The sequence below is a fragment of the Sphingosinicella sp. CPCC 101087 genome, from assembly GCF_004151485.1.
GTDB lineage: Bacteria > Pseudomonadota > Alphaproteobacteria > Sphingomonadales > Sphingomonadaceae > Allosphingosinicella.
The window spans coordinates 192018-209982 of the sequence record NZ_SBFF01000007.1; the positions used below are offsets into that span (position 1 = coordinate 192018).

The 17965-nt window shown below is 68.2% G+C and carries 15 protein-coding genes; 11 read left to right on the plus strand and 4 right to left on the minus strand.

Annotation, left to right across the window (positions count from 1 at the left end):
- Positions 1-215: 215 nt before the first annotated feature.
- Complete coding sequence (locus tag EKM57_RS12670; protein WP_129792859.1) at positions 216-2051, minus strand: DUF885 family protein; 1836 nt, start codon at positions 2049-2051, stop codon at positions 216-218.
- A 183-nt stretch (positions 2052-2234) separates the two neighbouring features.
- A complete protein-coding gene (locus EKM57_RS12675) occupies positions 2235-3572 on the minus strand; it encodes a PLP-dependent aminotransferase family protein (RefSeq protein ID WP_129792860.1) in 1338 nt (445 codons plus the stop codon).
- Between the two features lie 141 nt (positions 3573-3713).
- On the opposite strand from EKM57_RS12675, the gene EKM57_RS12680 reads away from it, so the two are divergent.
- The 7 genes from EKM57_RS12680 (at position 3714) to EKM57_RS12710 (ending at position 8872) form a co-directional block, all read left to right on the plus strand.
- Complete coding sequence (locus EKM57_RS12680) at positions 3714-4214, plus strand: DinB family protein (protein ID WP_206185415.1); 501 nt, start codon at positions 3714-3716, stop codon at positions 4212-4214.
- Positions 4211-4966 carry an SDR family NAD(P)-dependent oxidoreductase gene (locus EKM57_RS12685; protein ID WP_129792862.1) on the plus strand — a complete coding sequence of 252 codons (756 nt, stop codon included), beginning with the start codon at positions 4211-4213 and terminating at the stop codon, positions 4964-4966. The genes EKM57_RS12680 and EKM57_RS12685 overlap by 4 nt, the downstream gene beginning before the upstream one ends.
- 272 nt (positions 4967-5238) lie before the next feature.
- Positions 5239-5535, plus strand: a complete 297-nt coding sequence (locus EKM57_RS12690; protein ID WP_129792863.1) for an autorepressor SdpR family transcription factor — start codon at positions 5239-5241, stop codon at positions 5533-5535.
- A complete protein-coding gene (locus tag EKM57_RS12695; RefSeq protein ID WP_243451021.1) occupies positions 5532-5924 on the plus strand; it encodes an ammonium transporter in 393 nt (130 codons plus the stop codon). Before EKM57_RS12690 ends, EKM57_RS12695 begins: the two co-directional genes overlap by 4 nt.
- 132 nt (positions 5925-6056) lie before the next feature.
- A complete protein-coding gene (locus tag EKM57_RS12700) occupies positions 6057-6986 on the plus strand; it encodes an oxygenase MpaB family protein (RefSeq protein WP_129792864.1) in 930 nt (309 codons plus the stop codon).
- A gap of 40 nt (positions 6987-7026) precedes the next feature.
- The gene (locus EKM57_RS12705; protein ID WP_129792865.1) at positions 7027-7881 is read left to right on the plus strand and encodes a Clp1/GlmU family protein; all 855 of its coding nucleotides are present in this window, start codon (positions 7027-7029) and stop codon (positions 7879-7881) included.
- Position 7882: 1 nt separating this feature from the next.
- Positions 7883-8872 carry an MBL fold metallo-hydrolase gene (locus EKM57_RS12710; protein WP_129792866.1) on the plus strand — a complete coding sequence of 330 codons (990 nt, stop codon included), beginning with the start codon at positions 7883-7885 and terminating at the stop codon, positions 8870-8872.
- A 78-nt stretch (positions 8873-8950) separates the two neighbouring features.
- Here the strand turns inward: EKM57_RS12710 and EKM57_RS12715 are convergent, their stop codons facing one another.
- A complete protein-coding gene (locus EKM57_RS12715) occupies positions 8951-9370 on the minus strand; it encodes a DUF6491 family protein (RefSeq protein ID WP_129792867.1) in 420 nt (139 codons plus the stop codon).
- Positions 9371-9480: 110 nt separating this feature from the next.
- Positions 9481-10170: an outer membrane protein gene (locus EKM57_RS12720; RefSeq protein WP_129792868.1), complete on the minus strand. Its 690-nt coding sequence runs from the start codon at positions 10168-10170 to the stop codon at positions 9481-9483.
- 270 nt (positions 10171-10440) lie between these two features.
- On the opposite strand from EKM57_RS12720, the gene EKM57_RS12725 reads away from it, so the two are divergent.
- From EKM57_RS12725 to EKM57_RS12740, 4 genes are all read left to right on the plus strand, one after another.
- Positions 10441-10971 (plus strand): RNA polymerase sigma factor, encoded by a 531-nt coding sequence (locus EKM57_RS12725; protein ID WP_243451022.1) that lies wholly within the window; start codon positions 10441-10443, stop codon positions 10969-10971.
- Between the two features lie 36 nt (positions 10972-11007).
- The gene (locus EKM57_RS12730; protein ID WP_243451023.1) at positions 11008-11946 is read left to right on the plus strand and encodes a FecR domain-containing protein; all 939 of its coding nucleotides are present in this window, start codon (positions 11008-11010) and stop codon (positions 11944-11946) included.
- Positions 11947-11954: 8 nt separating this feature from the next.
- Positions 11955-14324, plus strand: coding sequence for a TonB-dependent receptor (locus EKM57_RS12735; protein WP_243451024.1), 2370 nt, complete (start codon positions 11955-11957; stop codon positions 14322-14324).
- A 152-nt stretch (positions 14325-14476) separates the two neighbouring features.
- On the plus strand, positions 14477-17695 hold the full coding sequence (locus EKM57_RS12740) for an autotransporter domain-containing protein (RefSeq protein WP_129792869.1): 3219 nt from the start codon (positions 14477-14479) through the stop codon (positions 17693-17695).
- The last annotated feature ends 270 nt before the right edge of the window (positions 17696-17965 follow it).

Consider the following 17965-nt stretch of genomic DNA (forward strand, 5'->3'; position numbering starts at 1 on the left):
ACGCGGAAGCGCCGGCGCTCGGGTTCCCGGAGCCGCGCCGAAGGCGAGCGAACATGGGAAGAGGCGGGCGCAACCCGCAGCCGGGACCAGAAAGGAGCGGCGGGCCGGCACCATCATCATGAAGGCTGCCGCAACGGTCAGGGTCGCGGCAGCGCCCCGACCGGCACGGGATTCTCCTCGCGGGCTGGAGCCGGGTTCGATGGGCAGCGAGGTCCCTAGGCCGGCGCGGCGATCCAGCGTTCCACCTGGGCTTCGAGCACGGGCAGCGGAACGGACCCCTGGCCCAGCACCATGTCGTGGAACCGCTTCTGGTCGTAGCGGGCGCCCAAGGCGGTTTTCGCGCGATCGCGGAGCGCCAGGATGTGCTGCATGCCCACCTTGTAGGACGTCGCCTGTCCGGGATTCACGAAATAGCGGCGGATCTCCGAACGGATCTTGCCGATCGGCTGTGGCGAGTTGGCGGTGTAGAATTCCAGGGCCTGAGCCTCGCTCCAGCCCTTGGCGTGGATGCCGGTGTCGACCACCAGCCGGATCGCCCGCCAGATCTCCCGGCCGAGCCGCCCGAAATCGCTGTGGGGATCCGTGTAGAACCCCATCTCCTTCGCCAGCCGCTCCACATAGAGTCCCCAGCCCTCGCCATAGGCGCCGTAGAACGTGTGGTTTCGGAACTGCGGCTGGCCGGTCATTTCCTGGGCCAGCGCAATCTGCATGTGATGGCCGGGCCAGCCTTCGTGATAGGAGGTTCCCTCGATCTCGTAGAGGGGCGTCGCCCGCGTGTCGGCCAAGTGCACATAGTAGATGCCTGGCCGCGAGCCGTCGGGAGCGCTCGACGAATAATGGGCGGCCCCGCCGGGCTCCTCGCGGAACGACTCCACGCGCCGAACGACGAGCTCTGCCCTGGGAATCCGCCCGAACTGCTCGGGAAGCCGCGCCTTCATTCCGGCAAGATAGCCTTCCGCCAGCCGCAGATATTCCGCCCGGCCGGCATCGTCGTTGCTCACGTAGAAGCGGTCGCCCTCGCGCAAGTGGACGAAGAATTCCTCCAGTGGCCCGGCAAAGCCGATGGTCGCCTTCAGCGTCTCCATCTCGCCGCGGATCCGCCGGACCTCCGAAAGGCCGAGTTCGTGGATCGCGTCCGCGGTCATGCCGGTGGTGGTCTGAAGGCGAAGCATCGCATTGTAATAATTGGCGCCATCGGGCAGCGATCCGGCACCGCGCGGCTCGGCGCTGGCCTGCTCGCGGTCCGATCCCAGCCAGGCGCCAAGCCGTTCGTATGCCGGCTTCATCGAACCGGTCATCGCTTCGGCGACGCCGGCGAGAAGCCGCCGCTCCCCCGCCTCGTCGATCTTGCCCGCACTTCGCAACGCCGCCGCCTTGGTCCTGGCGTCGGCGAACAGCGCGGAATTGGCGCCACCGTCGAACGGCGCCCCGGTGATGAGCCGCTGCGCCTCCTCCAGCGACTGATCATAAGCGAAGCGGGGCATGCGTATGCCGGCGGCCGCGGCCGCTTTCGCCCGCTCGAGATAGATGTCGATCGTCGGACCGAGGGCCGCCACGCGCTTGGCATAGGCCTCCATGTCCGCCGGCTCGTCCACCCGGTGCTGGTTGATCAGGAAATTGGGAAGACCGGTATGGGGGCCGCCCCGGTCGAAGATGTAGGCGTGCTTGCGCCATTGCGCGTAGGTCTCGGCCCGCTCGAGCTCGAGCGCCCACATCTCGTAGGAAACCCGGGCATTCTCGCTGAGCGTCGCGGGGTCGAACCGTTGCCGCATCTCCGCGACGCTGCGCCTGCGCCAGGCCAGGCGTTCTGCCGCGGCGGCGTCGCTGGGGTCGGTGAGCTGATCCTGCTTGTCCTTGCGGCCCAGTTGCGTGAGCTGCTCCGGATCCTGTTGAAGCTCGGCCTCGAACGCCGCGTCCAGGAAAGCCGTCAATTCCGCATCGGCCGTCGCGGCGCCAACCGCAGCCGCCGGGCGTCCTTGCGCCCGCGCCGTCGAGGCCGCCACCAGGCCCGCAGCCATTCCCAGCCCGAAATCGCGTCGTGAAAATCGCACAGCAGCTCTCCATTCTTCCGGCATCTTCGCCTCTTCGCGGGACGATCTTAGCGCGTCGTCCCGTCCGGATCGACTCGCTGCGCGAAAATCGATCGGCGGCCTTCAATCGGTGCCCGCACGGCGCATTCCGTGGACGAGGCAGGGCAGGGGCCTCACCGTCCGCGCCACCGACGACTCGGTTCACTATTCGACCTCATGATGCTCCATGCCCTCCCCGATCATATCGCGCAGCGTTTGCAGCGCCGATCCGAGGGCTTCAAGGCCGGGCGAGCCCAACGCCAGGCGGACGGCGCCAGGCGCGTAGCCTGGACTCACCGCAAAAGCCTCTCCCGGGGTAACCGCAATGCCCCGGCGCAGCGCCTGGGCTGCAAAGCTTTCCCCGCGCCACGGCTCGGGCAGGGGCAACCATGCGTGGAGCGCACGCGAGTCCGCGCAAAGTCTGTCAGCACCGAGGATCTCACGGGCGAGCGCCTGGCGCGCCAGAGCGTCGGCCCGTTTGCGCTCCATGACGATTTGCGCATCTCCGCTGTTCATCCAGTGGCATCCGAGCGCGACGGAGGCGCCGGCTGCCGACCAGGCACCCGCACGTAACGTGACTGACAGGGACTGGACGAGGGATCGGGGTGCGACGAGCAGGCCCACCGTCAGGCCCGGCGATACCCGCTTCGAAAGGCTGTCCACATAGATGACCTGGTCCGGGGCAAGTGCCGCCAGGGGGAGGACCTCCGGCGCAAGGAAGGTGTAGATGCCATCTTCGATGGCCATTATTCCGGTATCCGTCAGCAGACGTGCCCATTCCCGGCGGCGCAGATCGGACATCGAAACGCCGAGCGGACTGTGGAGCGTCGGTTGAAAATAGACTGCGGAAAGTCTCGTCGACTGGTGCGCTTCACGAGCGGCCTCGGCAGAGACCCCTTGCTCGTCGAGGTCCAGCGGCACGAGCGTCACGCCGAGTCGCTCGGCTATCCCTTTCACGACCGGATAGGTGATCGCCTCTATGCCCACGCGCTCGCCCGGCTTCGCCAGCGTCGACAGGGCAGCGGCGATCGCCTGCCGCCCGTTTCCCGCGAACAGGATCTTCGCCGGGTCCGGCAGCCACTTTGCCCTGGCCAGGAAGGCCGCGGCTATCTCCCGGAATTGCGGCGTACCTGCGACGCTGATCGGGCGTAGCGCGGCTTCGGAGGATGGCGAAGCCGCCCAGCGCCGCAGGCTCGAACGCAGCAGCGCTTCGCAGCCCTCCGGCCATGAAGCTACCAACTCGAGATCGATCAGTCCGACGGAAGGATCGACGAGAGGCGGATCGGTTCGGGGCGGCGCGTTGAGCACGAACGTCCCTCGACCGATCTCCCCCGCGGTCAATCCGCGCCGCTTGAGCTCCCGATAGACGCGGGCCGCGGTGGAAGGTGCGATGCCGCGCCGATAGGCGAACTCGCGCAGCGGAAGCAGCTTTTGACCGGACCGCAGAGCGCCCCCTGCGATTTCGCCAGCGATTTCGTCCGCTATGGATTTGAAGTCGGGCATAACGTCCAAATTGCACCGAGTACAATAAAGCTATTGCACCGACATGCATCGAACGCAATTGAACTTTGCATCGAAACTCGGAGGCGCCCGATGTCACCAACGTCCAGACGATCCCCAACCCCGAGATTGGCCCCTCTGAGCATGCTGCTTCGATTCAAGGCCTGGGCGAACGACATCACCTTCGCCACGGTCGCGGCCCTGCCGGAAGGGGAGGCCTTGCGCCCCCGTGCAACACGATATCGAAACATCGTTCACACGCTCAATCACGCGTTTGTCGTGGAGGAGATATTCCGCGCGCATCTCACTGGCGGTCGCCACGGCTATGCCAGCCGGAATACGGAGGTGACGCCGCCACTCCACGCGCTTCGCCGCAACGTCCAAGCCATGGACGCCTGGTATATCCATTATGCGGAATCGCTCGGCGAGGCCGAACTCGACGAGATCATCCACTTCGAATTCGTTGGCGGTGGGAATGGGGCGATGAGCCGGGAAGCAATCCTCTTCCACTTGGTGAACCACGGCACCTATCATCGAGGATTCGTCGGCGACATGCTGAATCAAAGCGGCATTACACCGAACCCCACCGATCTGACGGTCTACCTCCGGGACGTCGTCGGCGCGCGAGCGGGAGTCACGCCATGATCGTCCTGGTCACGGGCGCGACATCCGGGTTTGGCACCGCGATCGCCACGCGCTTTGCTTCGGAGGGACATCGGATCGTCGCCGTCGGACGCCGAGCCGGACGGCTTGCCGAGCTCCGTTCGACATTGGGCGGGAATCTGGTGCACATCGTCGAACTGGACGTAAGGCAGCGCGAACGCGCCATCGAGACGCTCGGGGCGCTTCCAGCGGATTTCAGCCCGATCGATGTGCTGGTAAACAATGCCGGACTGGCACTCGGCCTCGAGCCGGCGCATCGCGGGCGTCTCGACGACTGGGACGCAATGATCGACACGAACATCAGGGGGCTGACCTATGTGACCCACGCCATATTGCCGAATATGGTCGCCCGGAACCGTGGGCACGTGATCAACATGGGAAGCGTCGCGGCCCTCTACCCCTATCCGGGGGGGAACGTTTATGGAGCGACCAAGGCCTTTGTCCGGCAGTTCTCCCTCAATCTGCGCGCCGACCTGACGGGTACGAAAGTCCGCGTGACGGACATCGAGCCCGGACTCGTCGGCGGAACGGAATTCTCGGCCGTCCGGTTCGGCGGCGACGCCGAACGGGCGGCGGCACTCTATGATGGCGCGGATCCGCTCCTGCCGGACGACATCGCGGATGCAGTGCACTGGGTTGCGAGCCGACCCGCGCGAGTCAATGTCAACGCCATCGAACTGATGCCGGTGACGCAGTCCTTCGGGCCGCTGCAGGTGTCGCGCGGCGCGGCGTGACGTCGGAGGGCAGCGCAGCGCCGCACATCGCCTTTTCAGCCAAGTCTTGCGTCGAGGGATGCGGCAACGGGCGGTGAATTGCCGTACCGGGCCCCCGCCGCAATCGGGTGTCCGGACCAGCCTTCGTTCCTGCCGCCGCCGCACGGGATCCGCCTGCGCGGCCTTGCGGCAAAGCCTCTGCTTCGCCTGCTTCCTCGTTCCTGGGGCGTCGACGGCCGCTCGCGCGTGTTCCGGAATTGACATCGATTCGACGATTAGCTAATCGTCGAATCATGAGCCATGTGTTCAAGGCCATTTCGGATCCCACGCGGCGGCGCGTCTTGCAGCTCCTGCGCCACGGCCCGATGAGCGCCGGCGAGCTTTGCGAGCACTTTCACGTCTCCAAGCCCACCATGTCGGCACATTTCTCGGTGCTGAAGGAGGCCGACCTCGTGCACGTCGAGAAAGCCGGCAAGTCCGTCATCTATCACCTCAAACTGTCCGTGCTCGAAGAGGCACTGCTCGGCTTCGCGCATTCGGTCGGCTTGGGCGCAGAGGCGGAGCCGGCAAGGATGGAGACGCAGCGATGAACAAATCCGTCACCGAAATCCGCACCGGGCTGGCCTGGGCCGGCGGCATCGTGCTGCTGGCGCTGGGCGCGCGATTCGCGTTCAACCAAGGCCATATCGACCACGATGCCATGCTTCGCATCGTCATCGGCGCGAACGGGCTCATGATCGCCTATTTCGGCAACCGCGTGCCCAAGGCGGTCGCGCCCAGCGCCTGCGCCCAGCAGGTCGCGCGGTTCGCCGGCTGGTCGATGGTACTCAGCGGCCTCGTCTATTCCGGGCTCTGGATCCTTGCGCCGATTCCGGTGGCGATCACGATCGGAACCGCCGCCGTGGCGGCAGGCGCGATCGCGACGCTGGGCTATTGCCTCAGGCTGCGATTGCGGGCGCGGAACTATGACAATTCGTGAGGAAGGCCGGCCGGCATCACGGCAACATAAGCCCTGAGCGCGCGCGGTGAACGAGCGGGCGTGCCCGGATCGGCCGCGTGGCCGATGAAACCGTGATCGCCCCTTTCCGGTTGAAGCCGGCAGGAGGGTTTCATGAGCGCTTCCCGCAACGCGATCGTCCTGCCGCCGCCTCTGGGAGGCTGGGTGGACAATTTCGCGGCGGACCTATTCTCCCCGCAGGAAGGCCCGACCTTCGATTTCACGAGCCCGGCCGGCGAGCCGGCGCTCATCCCGGCGGATTCCGTTTCCTGGCGCGTGTTCAGGAACCCGGTCACCTTGTTCATCGGGGGCGTGACCGCCGTCCTGCTCGAACTGGCCGAGCCGCGCGTGCGCGACGGCGTCTGGCAGAATAGTTCCTTCCGCACCGAGCCGATGGGGCGGCTTCAGCGCACGGGGCTGGCCGCCATGGCAACCGTGTACGGCGCGCGCAGCCGTGCCGAAGCGATGATCGCGGGCGTGGGCCGCCTGCACGCGCAGGTGGCCGGCCGAACCAGCGAGGGTCAGGCCTATCGGGCCGACGATCCCGAACTGCTCGACTGGGTACAGGCGACCGCCAGCTTCGGCTTCCTTTCGGCCTATTCGGCCTATGCCCGCCGCCTGTCGGACGCCGAGCTCGACCAAGCCTATGCCGAAGGGGCGGTGCCGGCCCGGCTCTACGGCGCCGACGGCGCGCCGACCTCCCGTGCCGAGATCGAGGCGCTCTTCGATGCAATGCGCGGCCGGCTCGTTCCGTCGCCGATCGTCTTCGAGTTCCTCGACATCATGCGGACGGTGCCGGCGCTTCCCGCTCCGGCGAGGCCCGTGCAGCGGCTCCTGCTCAAGGCGGCGGTGGGGATTCTTCCCCTGTGGGTGCGCCATCGGCTGGGCCTCGGTGCGGATTGGGGCCTGAGGGGCTGGGAGCGGCGACTCGTCCGGCTGCTGGGCGGAAGCGGCGAGCGGCTGCTGATCCGCGCCTCACCGGCAGTGCAGGCTTGCCGCCGGCTCGGACTTCCCGACGATTATCTGTGGACGAGATCGCGCTGACCGGCCGACACCGGCCGGGCCGCGGCGCGTTCACATAGTCATGGACGAGCCCGGCCTGCATCTTCCGCCCCCTTGGGAATCGGCGCTGCTTCGGGGCACCGCCGCGCGCCGGCTCGTGGTGCTCGGGCCGACCGACGTGGGCAAAAGCCGCTTCATCGACGCCCTGGCGGCGCGCCGGCCGGACGCCTGGCTGGTCGATCTCGATCCAGGCCAGAAGATGATCGGTGCGCCGGGAACCGCCGCGCTCGGCAGGCACGGCGGCGCGATGCCGGAGCGGTTCGTCTTCCTCGGAAGCACCGCGGTCGGGAGCTTCCGGGCGCTCGCGGCCGCGGGCGCCGAACTCGCCGCCTCCACCGGCCCTGACCCCGTCATCGTCAATACGCCCGGCCACGTCGCCGGTGCGGGCGCGCGGCTCCAGGCGATGATCCTCGCCGCGCTGGATCCGGACCTCGTGGTGGCGATCGGGGCAGGGCGGCCGCTCGAGGCCGAGCTTGCCCGCTTGCCCGCATTGGACAGGATCGCGATCGAGCCGTCGCCCTTCGCCCGACGCAAGACGAAAGGGCTGCGCCGGGCGGTGCGGCAGGCCGGCTTCGCGGCGGCGCTGGCGGACGCCGGACAATGGTCGCTCTCCCTGGGCCGGGTGGGGTTCGAGCCGGGGGCGCCGCAGCCAACAACTGGAACCGCCCGAGCGGTGTGCGCCCTTGCCGACGAGGAAGGCGAAGCGATGGAGATTGCGATCTTGATCGCCAAGGATGCGGATCGGGGCACCTTCCTGTCGCGCCCGCCGGTTCGCCCGCCCGCGCGGATCCTGCTCGGAAAGATGTGGGCGCAGCCGTCCGAGTCCGGATGGATCCTGCAGGAACGGCTCGCGCCGTCCTGGGAGGAAGCGCCCTGAAATGCGTCCGAACCTCCATCCGCGCCTGGTCAACGGCCGTTTCGGCGATCCCGGCTTGTTCGTCGAGATGCTGCACCGGCGCGAGGCTTTGCTGTTCGACCTGGGCGACCTTTCGCCGCTTTCGACGCGCGACCTGCTGCGAGTCGGCCATGTCTTCGTGACCCACATGCACATGGATCATTTCATCGGATTCGACGCGCTGCTGCGGGTGTCTGTCGGACGCCAGAAGACGATCCGCATGGTCGGCCCGCGCGGCTTCGCCGATCGGGTGCACCACAAGCTTCTTGCCTATGAATGGGACCTGGTCGATCGCTACGAAGCCGACCTGGTGTTCGAGACGACCGAAATGCTCGCGCACAAGCGGACCCGTCGCGCGCGTTTTCGTTTCAAGCGCGCCTTCGCCCGGGAGGATCTCGATGAGGCCGAGGCGCCCGACGGGATCGTCGCCGCCGGAGACGGATTTACGGTGCATGCGAGCCTGCTCGAGCATCATGGACCATGCCTGGGCTTCGCCGTGGCCGAGCCGGAGCATGCCAATGTCTGGAAGGTGCGCCTGACCGAGCGGGGCCTGCCGACCGGACCATGGCTTCAGGCCCTGAAGCGGGCGGTCGGGCAAGGAAGAAGCGGCGACTGGCCGATCGCCCTGCCCGACGGGACCAACGTCCCGCTCGGCCGGCTTCGCGACCTCGTCACCCTGAGCGAGGGACAGAAGATTGCCTATGTCACCGACGTCGGCGACACGCCTGCGAACCGCGCCGCCATCGTCCGGCTGGCGCGAGGGGCGGATCTAATGTTCATCGAAGCGAGCTTCGCCGCGTCGGATGCCGATCGGGCGCGGGCACGCGCCCATCTCACCACCCGCGCCGCCGGGGAGATCGCCCGCACGGCCGGCGTCCGCCGGGTCGAGCCGTTTCATTTCTCGCCGCGCTACGAGGGAGAAGAGGCGCGCTTGCTGGCCGAGGTGGAGGGGGCGTTCCGGGGGGAGGCGTGAGGCGCCCGACGATTACCCCCGCGAGGTCACCGTCTCGCGATCTTCCGCCGGCTTTTCGTCGGCGACGCGCCGAAGCGCCTAGTTGCGCCGGCTTTCGCGATGGGCGCGTATCTCCTCGTCGGTGAGCTTGCGGATGCTGGAGATCTGGCACCGGTTGGGACCGATCGCGCTGGGCACGATCAGCTCGGCGTCGGAGCCCGTGCACACCCAGTTGCTGCCGCCGCGCGAGCGGATTCCGATCCGCAGCGACCAGTCGACATCGGGGCAGGGCCCGAACAGGTCGAGCCTGTAGACGTCGTTCGCGCCGACATTGACGTGGACCGTTTCGTCATCGAGCGGAGCGAAGCCATTGACCTGCTCGGCGCGGAAGCATTGCCGTCCTTCGCCTTGTGCCGAAGCGGATGCCGGGCTGCCGGCATCGGTGCAGGCCGCGAGCGTGCCCAGGCCGGCGAGCAAGGCGAAGGCGATCGGGGCCCGGCGGTGCAATATGGACTGCATGGCATCCTCCTTGACCGGCTGAACGCCCGGACGGGCAAAATGTGGCGTCCGGCGGCAACTTGCCGCCGGACGCTTGAAGTCGGGTCGCTGGCAAGCACCCAAGGCAGGCCTCAGAAGCGCAGACCGATGCCCGCGCTCACCTGGTGCCGGCTGAGCCCTACCGCCGCGCCAGGGAGGTCCTCGTCGGCGGAGAGGAAGCGGGCGGTGCCATAGTCGGTATAGACATATTCGACCTTGCCGTAGAGGGCCGACGTGAAGGCGAGCTCCACGCCGCCGCCGAGATGATAGCCGTCGCGGGTCCGCGACGCCTCGGCGAAGTCGGCATCGAGCGGATCCTCCTCCTCGACATCGCTGTCGTAGGAGAATTCGACCTTGCCGTTCGAATAGCCGCCCTTGGCGTAGACCAGGAAGGTCGGCGAGACGGCGAAACCGGCGCGGACGCCCGCGGTGAAGTTGCGGCCGGTTCCGACGCAGCCGAGATCGTCGCCGGCGATTTCGGCGCACCGATCCATATCGGACAGCTCGACGCCGCCATAGGCACCCAGCGTCATCCATTCGCCGACCGGAAAGTCGTAGCCGGCTTCGATCCCGTAATTGATCCCATTCTCGTCGTCGGAGACGGTCAGCAGCTCGTCGCCATCCTCGTCCTCGTCATCGTCGGGATTGGGGATCTGGGTGGAGGCCGAAACGCTCTCCCAGCCGATCCGGCCTTCGACTCGAAATCCGGTCAGGCTTTCCGCCTGGGCCGGGACGGCAAGGCTGGCCGTCGCGAGCAGGGCCGCGACAGAAATCACTTTCATGATGAACTCCCAAAAGAGCGGTTGCTAAATCCCCGGTTGGAGCAAGGGCAGGCGGGGGTGCCCGCCCTTGCTCCGGCTCGGTGCGGGCCCCCGATACGGGGGGTGTGAATCGGGGACCCGCTCACCCTGACGACACCGGCGCGGCAAACCCGCATTCGCCCCCCTGCTCAGACGAATCGAACGGACTGGTGGACAGTCGACAGGGGCCGCCTTATCCTCGCCGCCTCTCCTCATTCTGACGGGAAAGTGGCGGCGGTCGGCGCATTCAGCATGGCCAGGGGATCAATGACGGGCACCGGCCTGGAGGCCGTGTTTCTGAACCACCGCGCGCCGCTGCTGCGGTTCCTGCGCGCGCGGGGCGCCGGCGATTCGGCCGAGGACCTGTTGCAGGAGCTGTGGATCAAGGCAGCCGCGGGCGCCTCCGGCCCGATCGCCGAGCCGCTCGCTTATCTTTACCGCACCGCGAACAATCTGATGCTCGATCGGCGGCGCTCGGAACTGCGCAGCGCCCGGCGCGACCAGGACTGGACCGACGTCACGGGCGGCGCGGTCACCGGCGTGTCGGACGCGCCTTCCGGCGAGCGGGTGCTGATCGCCCGCGAGCGGCTAGAGGCGGCCGAGACGGCCCTGAAGGCGCTCGGCGAGCGGACCGAACATGTCTTCCGCCGCTTCCGGGTGGAAGGCGTCAGCCAGCGCGAGATCGCCGACGAGCTGGGAATCAGCCTCAGCGCCGTCGAGAAGCATCTCCAGAAGGCCTATCGGGCGCTCATCGAGGTCAGGAGGCGGCTCGATGCGGAATGAGAAAGCCGGCGGCGTCATGGCACAGAGGTGGCATTGATGCAGGGGACGAAGGAACGTATCGAGGAGGAGGCGATCGGCTGGGTCGTGCGGCTGCGCGATGCCGGGCCGGAGGAATGGGAGGCGTTCACCGCCTGGCTCGAGGCCGATCCCGTCCATGCCGCCGCTTATGAGGAAATGGCCCTGGCCGACGAGGATTGGGGAGGGCTCGGCCGCGCCGCGCCTTCGCCGGCGCCGGCACGCCTCGTGCGCGAAGCTCCGCCGCAGCGGCGCTGGGCATCGCGGCGGACGTTCCTCGGCGGGGCGATCGCCGCCGCCTTGGTCGGAATGATCGGCTATGGCGCCATCGGGCCGGGCGACTCCGCTTATGCCGTCGCGACCGGTGCCGGCGAGCGCCGCACCGTCACGCTGGCGGACGGCAGCCGCATCGATCTCAACGGCGACACGCGGCTGATGCTGGACCGCGAGCGGCCGCGTTTCGCGCGAATCGAGCAAGGCGAGGCCTTGTTCACCGTCGTCCACGACGAGGCACGACCGTTCGAGGTGGCCGCGGGCGACGACCTGCTGCGCGACATGGGCACCGTGTTCAACGTGGAGCGCGATCCCGGCCTGCTCGAGGTCGGAGTCGCGGAAGGGGCGGTCGTCTTCAATCCCGACGCGGAAGCGGTTGCGATCGACCCGGGAATGGTTCTCCGGCACCGGCCCGGACAGGCGCCCGAGCTGCTCCGCCGCGAGCCGGAAGCCGTCACCGGGTGGCGGGACGGACGGCTGATTTACGCCTCGGCAACCGTCGGCGAAGTCGCCGCCGACCTCTCCCGCAATCTCGGCGTCCCGATCGCCGCCGCCCCGGAAGTGTCACGGCGCGCCTTCACCGGCGTGATCGTGCTCGAACGGGAGCCAGCAGGCGCGATCGACCAGGCCGCCCTCGTGCTCGGAGTCGGGGCGCAGCGCTCCGGCGACGGCTGGATCCTGAAGTAAAGGAGCCGGTGAGACTCGCCACGACCTCGATCGCGGCCGCGGTTGCGCTGTCCCTGACATCGGCTGCCGAAGCCGCCGGGCGCCATCGGCTCGACCTGCCGGGCGGGCGGCTGGGCGACGCTATCGTCGCGCTCGGGCGCCAGGCGGGAGTCAGCATCGGCGTCTCCGATCCGCAGCTCGCCGCCGAGCCGGTTCCGGCCGTCCGAGGCCACCTCACCGTCGAGCAGGCGCTGCGGCGGATGCTCGACAGGAGCCGCGCCCGCTTCGTCGCGGTAGACGGCCGGACCTTTCGCATCGTCGCCCGTCCGGCGCGCATCGCCGGGCGACGGTCGGACCGCCCCGCGGCGCCTTCGGCTGGTCCGCCGCCACCGCCGCTCGTGCTCGACGAGGCGATCGTCGTCACCGGAACGCGGCGGCCGGTGCGGCTCTCATCCTATTCCGGCGGCGCCTATATCGTCGGTGGGGAGGATCCCGAGCTTCGGCAGGGCTTGCGGGGCAGCGATGCCCTTGTGTCGCGCCTGCCGGTGGTCGCGTCGACGCATCTCGGCCCCGGGCGCAACAAATTGTTCATCCGCGGGATCGCCGATTCGAGCTTCAGCGGATCGATCCAGGCGACCACCGGCCAGTATCTCGGAGAGACGCGGCTCAACTATAACGCGCCGGACCCCGACCTGCGTCTCTACGACGTCGAACGGATCGAAATCCTGCAGGGGCCGCAAGGGACGCTCTACGGCGCCGGATCGCTGGGCGGGATCATCCGCGTCATGCCCAACGCACCGCGCACCGACCGGGTGGAGGGCACGGTGTCGCTGGGCGCTTCGCTGACCCAGCATGGCGACCCGGGTGCCGACGGTGCGGCGATGCTGAACCTGCCGCTGGTCGACGACCGGATCGGTTTTCGGGCCGTCGCTTATGCGTCGACGGAGGGCGGCTATGTCGACGATGCCGGCCGCAAGCTCGAGGACGTGAATCGGGTCCGGATCCAGGGCGGCCGGGCGGCGCTTCGGCTGGAATCGGAGGGCGGATGGACGGTGGACTTCGGTACCGCCGCCCAGCGGATCAGGGGCGAGGACGGCCAGTACGCGGACCGCGATGCGCCGCCGCTGACTCGCGAGAGCGCCATCGCGCAGCCGTTCCGGAGCGACTATCTCCTCGGCGACGTCACGATCCGCAAGGATTGGGGCGAGGTCAGCTTCGTCAGCTCGCTGGGCCTGGTCAGGCAGAAGATCGAGGAAACCTACGATTCGACCGTCTTCGGAGGCGATCCGCGGGTCTTCATCCAGGAGAATGAGACCACCCTCATCGCGGCCGAGAGCCGGCTGTCGGGAACCGGCGGGCCGCTGGTCGACTGGGTCATCGGCACCAGCCTTGTGAGCAACGAGACGCAGCATCGGCGCCAGTTCGGCCCTGTCGCCGGGCCGGAGCTTCTGCCCGGCGTGACCAACGAGGTGCGCGAGGCGGCAGCGTTCGGCGAGGCGCGCGTCGCGCTAGCGCCGGGGATCACCTTCACCGGGGGCGGACGGCTCGCCCATGCGCTCGTCTCCGGCGCCTCGCTCGGGGAATTCAGGCTCGTGCTGGAGCCGCTCAGCGGCCCCAAGGCGGACCGCAGCCAGACCGTCTTCCTGCCTTCGGCCGGTTTGGCTGCCGAGATCAATCCGCGGCTGAGCCTGTTCGCGCGCTATCAGGAGAGCTTCCGCCCCGGCGGCCTGGCCGTCTCGGGCGATTTCATCCGGCGCTTCCGAAGCGACGACGTTGCGACCCTCGAAGCTGGGATACGCTACGGCCAGCCGGGCCGCGGACGGTTCGACGCCTCGGCCTCCGTCGCCTATACGCGCTGGAGCGATATCCAGGCCGACACGGTGACGATCGAGGGCTTCCCGACCACCGCCAATATCGGCGACGGGCGAATCTATTCGCTGGACATGCGGATCGGATGGCGGCCGCTGTCCGGACTCGAGCTCGAAGCCGCCGCGCTGCTGAACGACAGCCGGGTCAGCAACCCGGCGCCCAGCATCGTGATCTCGCCCAATTTTCCGCTTCCCAACGTGGCCGACTTCACCGGGCGGCTCGGCGCCGAATATCATGCCGCTTTGGCCGACCGGCTCGACCTCAGCCTGTCCGCCGCGGCACGCTATGTCGGCGAATCGGTGCTCGGCGTCGGGCCCGTGCTGGGAGAGGAGCAGGGCGAATATGTCGACGTGAGCCTCGGCGCCCGCCTCGACCGTGGCCCGCATTCGCTTTCGCTCACCGTCACCAACCTTCTCGACGAGGTCGGCAACCGCTTCGCGGTCGGATCGCCTTTCACCCTGATCGAGCAGAGGCAGATCACGCCGCTGCGGCCGCGAACCGTACGTCTGGGCTGGCAGCTCAGATTCTAAGCTGATCGAGTCCTTCCTGTCGGAAGGAGGGCCTGACCTCCCGATGCGAAAATCCTTACATCTCGCGGTGCGGGTCTCCTCCCTTCGCGCCGTCTCCCGCTCGAATGCGCCGTCTTTCCGTGCGGCATCGAAGAGCGAGGGGAACCCACCGAATGCGTCACCTGCTGGCCTGCACCTGCCTGACTCCGGCCCTGTTGGCCTTTGCCGGCACCGCTCAAGCCGAGCGCGTCATCAACTCCGACATCACGACGCCGGTGCGCACGTCCACCGCGACCAACGGCTCGCCCGACGACATCGAAGTCACCGACGACGGCTCGATCGTTCTCGGCTCCGGCACGGCGATCACCATCGACAGCAACAATGACGTCGAGAATGACGGCGAGATCGAAATCGAGGACGCAAGCGATGCGACCGGCATCCTCGCCCAGCCGGGGCGGACGGGCAACATCACCAACTCCGGCACGATCTCGATCATCGAGGACTATACGGCCGAGGACGATGACGACGACGACGACCTGGACGGGCCGTTCGCCACGGTAAGGCGCAATCACGGGATCCGGATCGCCCCGGGCGGGACGTTCACCGGAAACGTGGCCAATAGCGGGGCGATCACCGTCGAAGGCAATGACTCGGCGGCCATCGCGCTCGACAGCGCGCTCGCAGGATCGCTCAGCCACAGCGGCGCCATCACCGTCCTGGGCGACGACTCGGAAGGTATCAGAGCGGGCAATGTCAGCGGCGACGTGACCATCAACGGGACGATCGGCGTTCGGGGCAAGAATTCGGTCGCTGTCGCGCTGGGCGGCGATATTGGCGGCGCGCTGGTCTTCCAGGGCACGATCACGACCACCGGCTACCGCACCACGACCGTGCCGGCCGATACGGACGATCTCGATGCCGACGACCTGCTGCAGGGCGGGTCAGCGGTCATCATCGGCGGCGACGTCGACGGCGGCATCCATCTCGCGGCGCCGCCGCCCGACCTCGACGAGGACGAGGATGACGAGGATGACGACGGGGTCGACGACGCCGAGGAAGGCACCGCCAACATCACGGCTTATGGCAAGGCTCCGGCCATGCGGATCGGTGCCGCCGATCGTGCGGTCACGATCGGGGCAGTGGAAGGCGCCGACGGAGGCCATGGCCTGGTCATCGACGGATTGATCGCCGGCCACGGCCTCTATGAAGGCGTCGACGGCAACGGCCTGGTGATCGGCGGTCTGGGCGGCGACGTCACCATCGTCGGCGGGATGACGGTCAACGGCGTGGTGAGCGCGAGCGCGAACGACGCCAGCGCGACGGCGATCCGGATCGGCGCCGGGGCGACCGTCGCGGAGATCGAGATCAATGGCGCCGTCTCGGCGGAAGCGGGAACCGGAAGGGGCCTGACCGGCACTGCCATTCGGATCGAGGACGGCGCCAACGTGTCGACCATCCGCAACACCGGGACGATCGTGGCGGGCGCCGGCAAGGATGCGGTCGCGACCGCCATCGTCGATCGTTCGGGCGGCGTCGGCCTGGTCGAGAATAGCGGCTTGATTCGCGCCACCGGAGAGCCCGGATCGGCGATCGCAATCGACTTGCGCGCCAACGGATCGGGCGCGATAGTGCGCCAGCTCGAGGCGGAGGAGGATGCGGACGCGCCGCGGATCGCCGGCGACCTGCTGTTCGGGGCCGGCGACGACCTGCTCGACGTCGCCGACGGCACGATCGCCGGGACGACCCGGTTCGGCGCCGGCGACGACCGGCTCGTCCTTGCCGGAGACGCCGCTTATACCGGCGCCGTCGAGTTCGGTGCCGGATCGAATGCGATGACGCTGACCGGAACGTCCGCCTTTGGAGGAAGCGCCGACTTCGGCGGCGTCTCGGGAACGCTCATGATCGGCGACGATGCCCGGTTCGAAGGCTCGCTCGCCGGCAGTACGGGGCTTGCCGTTACCGTCGACGGCGGCCGCTTCGCGGTCACCGGTACCGGTCGGGTCGATCTCGCCTCGCTGGCGGTCAGCGACGGCGGAGCAATCGGCATCAGCATCGACGCGGCCGGCAATGCGAGCACGCTTTTCGACGTCGCCGGCGAGGCCAGCTTCGGCGAGGGCTCCGAGCTGCAGGTCCGGCTCAACAGCATCGGCGGATCGGAAGGTCGCTACGTCTTCCTGGAAGCCGGCTCGATCAGCGGCGCCGACAATCTCGAATTCGACGATTCGACGCTTCCGTTCCTGTTCGGCGGCACCGTCGAGGCGGAGGAGGGGGGCGAGCTCGCCGTCACCATCTCCCGCAAGACGGCGCAGCAGCTCGGGCTGAACGATTCGTCCAGCCGGGCCTATGACGCCATCTTCGCGGCGCTCGACGCCGATGCCGAGATCGGCAGCGTGTTCCTCGCCATCGAGGATGCCGAGACGGTCCAGGCGCAGTTCGCGCAGATGCTGCCCGATCATGCCGGCGGCGTGTTCGAGACGGTGACCCTCGGCTCGCGCGCCACCGCCCGCTTCCTCGCCGATCCACGCGCGCCGTTGGCGGATCTCGGCGCCGGCTGGGGCTTCTGGCTGCAGCAGGTCGGCTGGGGCACTTCCAAGGACCTCGGCGACACCGCCTCCTACGACGTGACGGGGTGGGGCGCCTCGGGAGGCGCCGAGCGCAGCGTCGGCGATATCGGAAGCTTCGGCGCTTCCGTCGCCTACCTCAACGGGCGCGACGCGGACGGCGAGAACGATAACGAGGTCCGATCCGAGCAGTTCGAACTGGCCGGCTATTGGCGCGGCCAATGGGGTGGGCTGCGCGCCCATGCACGGGCCTCCGCCGCGATGATCGACTTCAGCGGCAAGCGCTTCTTCGAAGGCGTCGGCCTGGACGGCGATACGGTGACGCGTACCACCCGCGGAAGCTGGAACGGCGAGCTTTACTCGTTGGCGGCCGGGCTTTCCTACGAGATGCGTTTCGGCCGGATGACGCTGCGGCCCGCGGCGGCGATCGACTATTACCGGTTGAGCGAGGACGGCTATACCGAGGAGGGCGGCGGCGAATCCTTCGACCTGATCGTCGAGAGCCGGACCAGCGACGAACTGGCCGCGGCTGCGACGCTGACGCTGGGTTATGATTTCGGCAGCCTTACCCGGGAGGGCACCTGGTTCCGCACCGAAATCGAGGGCGGCCGACGCCAGATCCTGGGCGGCGAGCTCGGCGCAACCACTGCCCGGTTCGGGGACGGCGACCCGTTCACGCTGCTTCCCGAAGATAGGACCGACGGCTGGACCGGAAGCCTTCGCGCGGTAGGCGGGAACGGCGCCACCCAGATCGGCGCCGAGGTGCATGCCGAAGAGCAGAACGGGCGGGCGTCGGTCGCCCTCCGGCTGTCGGTCGGAATCGGCTTCTGACGACGAGCGCTGGCCGGCGGGCCGAACTCGCCGGCCAGGCCGTGGCGCGTGGCAAGCTGGAGCGATGCTCATCGTCCATCGATCATGCCCGGGGGCGCTACGGGATATGCCGCGAAGGTCGGGAGTGGCCTTCCGACCGGGCAGGCTGATCGGTCGAAGGTCGATTTTCCGCCGCCGGCCATGGATCCCGATCACGATCCGAGGCGTTCTATCCGCGCCCTGACTCCGAAGCGCCAGGTCCAACGACCCGCTCGTGCCTTGTTCCGCCTG

Bases quoted from the DNA above. Each gene is read 5' to 3' on its own strand.
- EKM57_RS12710 (WP_129792866.1), top strand. From the start codon at position 7,883: ATGCGTCCGAACCTCCATCCGCGCCTGGTCAACGGCCGTTTCGGCGAT.
- EKM57_RS12740 (WP_129792869.1), top strand. From the start codon at position 14,477: ATGCGTCACCTGCTGGCCTGCACCTGCCTGACTCCGGCCCTGTTGGCC.
- EKM57_RS12725 (WP_243451022.1), top strand. From the start codon at position 10,441: ATGGCCAGGGGATCAATGACGGGCACCGGCCTGGAGGCCGTGTTTCTG.
- EKM57_RS12715 (WP_129792867.1), bottom strand. From the start codon at position 9,370: ATGCAGTCCATATTGCACCGCCGGGCCCCGATCGCCTTCGCCTTGCTC.
- EKM57_RS12695 (WP_243451021.1), top strand. From the start codon at position 5,532: ATGAACAAATCCGTCACCGAAATCCGCACCGGGCTGGCCTGGGCCGGC.
- EKM57_RS12690 (WP_129792863.1), top strand. From the start codon at position 5,239: ATGAGCCATGTGTTCAAGGCCATTTCGGATCCCACGCGGCGGCGCGTC.
- EKM57_RS12680 (WP_206185415.1), top strand. From the start codon at position 3,714: ATGCTGCTTCGATTCAAGGCCTGGGCGAACGACATCACCTTCGCCACG.
- EKM57_RS12700 (WP_129792864.1), top strand. From the start codon at position 6,057: ATGAGCGCTTCCCGCAACGCGATCGTCCTGCCGCCGCCTCTGGGAGGC.
- EKM57_RS12720 (WP_129792868.1), bottom strand. From the start codon at position 10,170: ATGAAAGTGATTTCTGTCGCGGCCCTGCTCGCGACGGCCAGCCTTGCC.
- EKM57_RS12675 (WP_129792860.1), bottom strand. From the start codon at position 3,572: ATGCCCGACTTCAAATCCATAGCGGACGAAATCGCTGGCGAAATCGCA.
- EKM57_RS12730 (WP_243451023.1), top strand. From the start codon at position 11,008: ATGCAGGGGACGAAGGAACGTATCGAGGAGGAGGCGATCGGCTGGGTC.
- EKM57_RS12685 (WP_129792862.1), top strand. From the start codon at position 4,211: ATGATCGTCCTGGTCACGGGCGCGACATCCGGGTTTGGCACCGCGATC.
- EKM57_RS12705 (WP_129792865.1), top strand. From the start codon at position 7,027: ATGGACGAGCCCGGCCTGCATCTTCCGCCCCCTTGGGAATCGGCGCTG.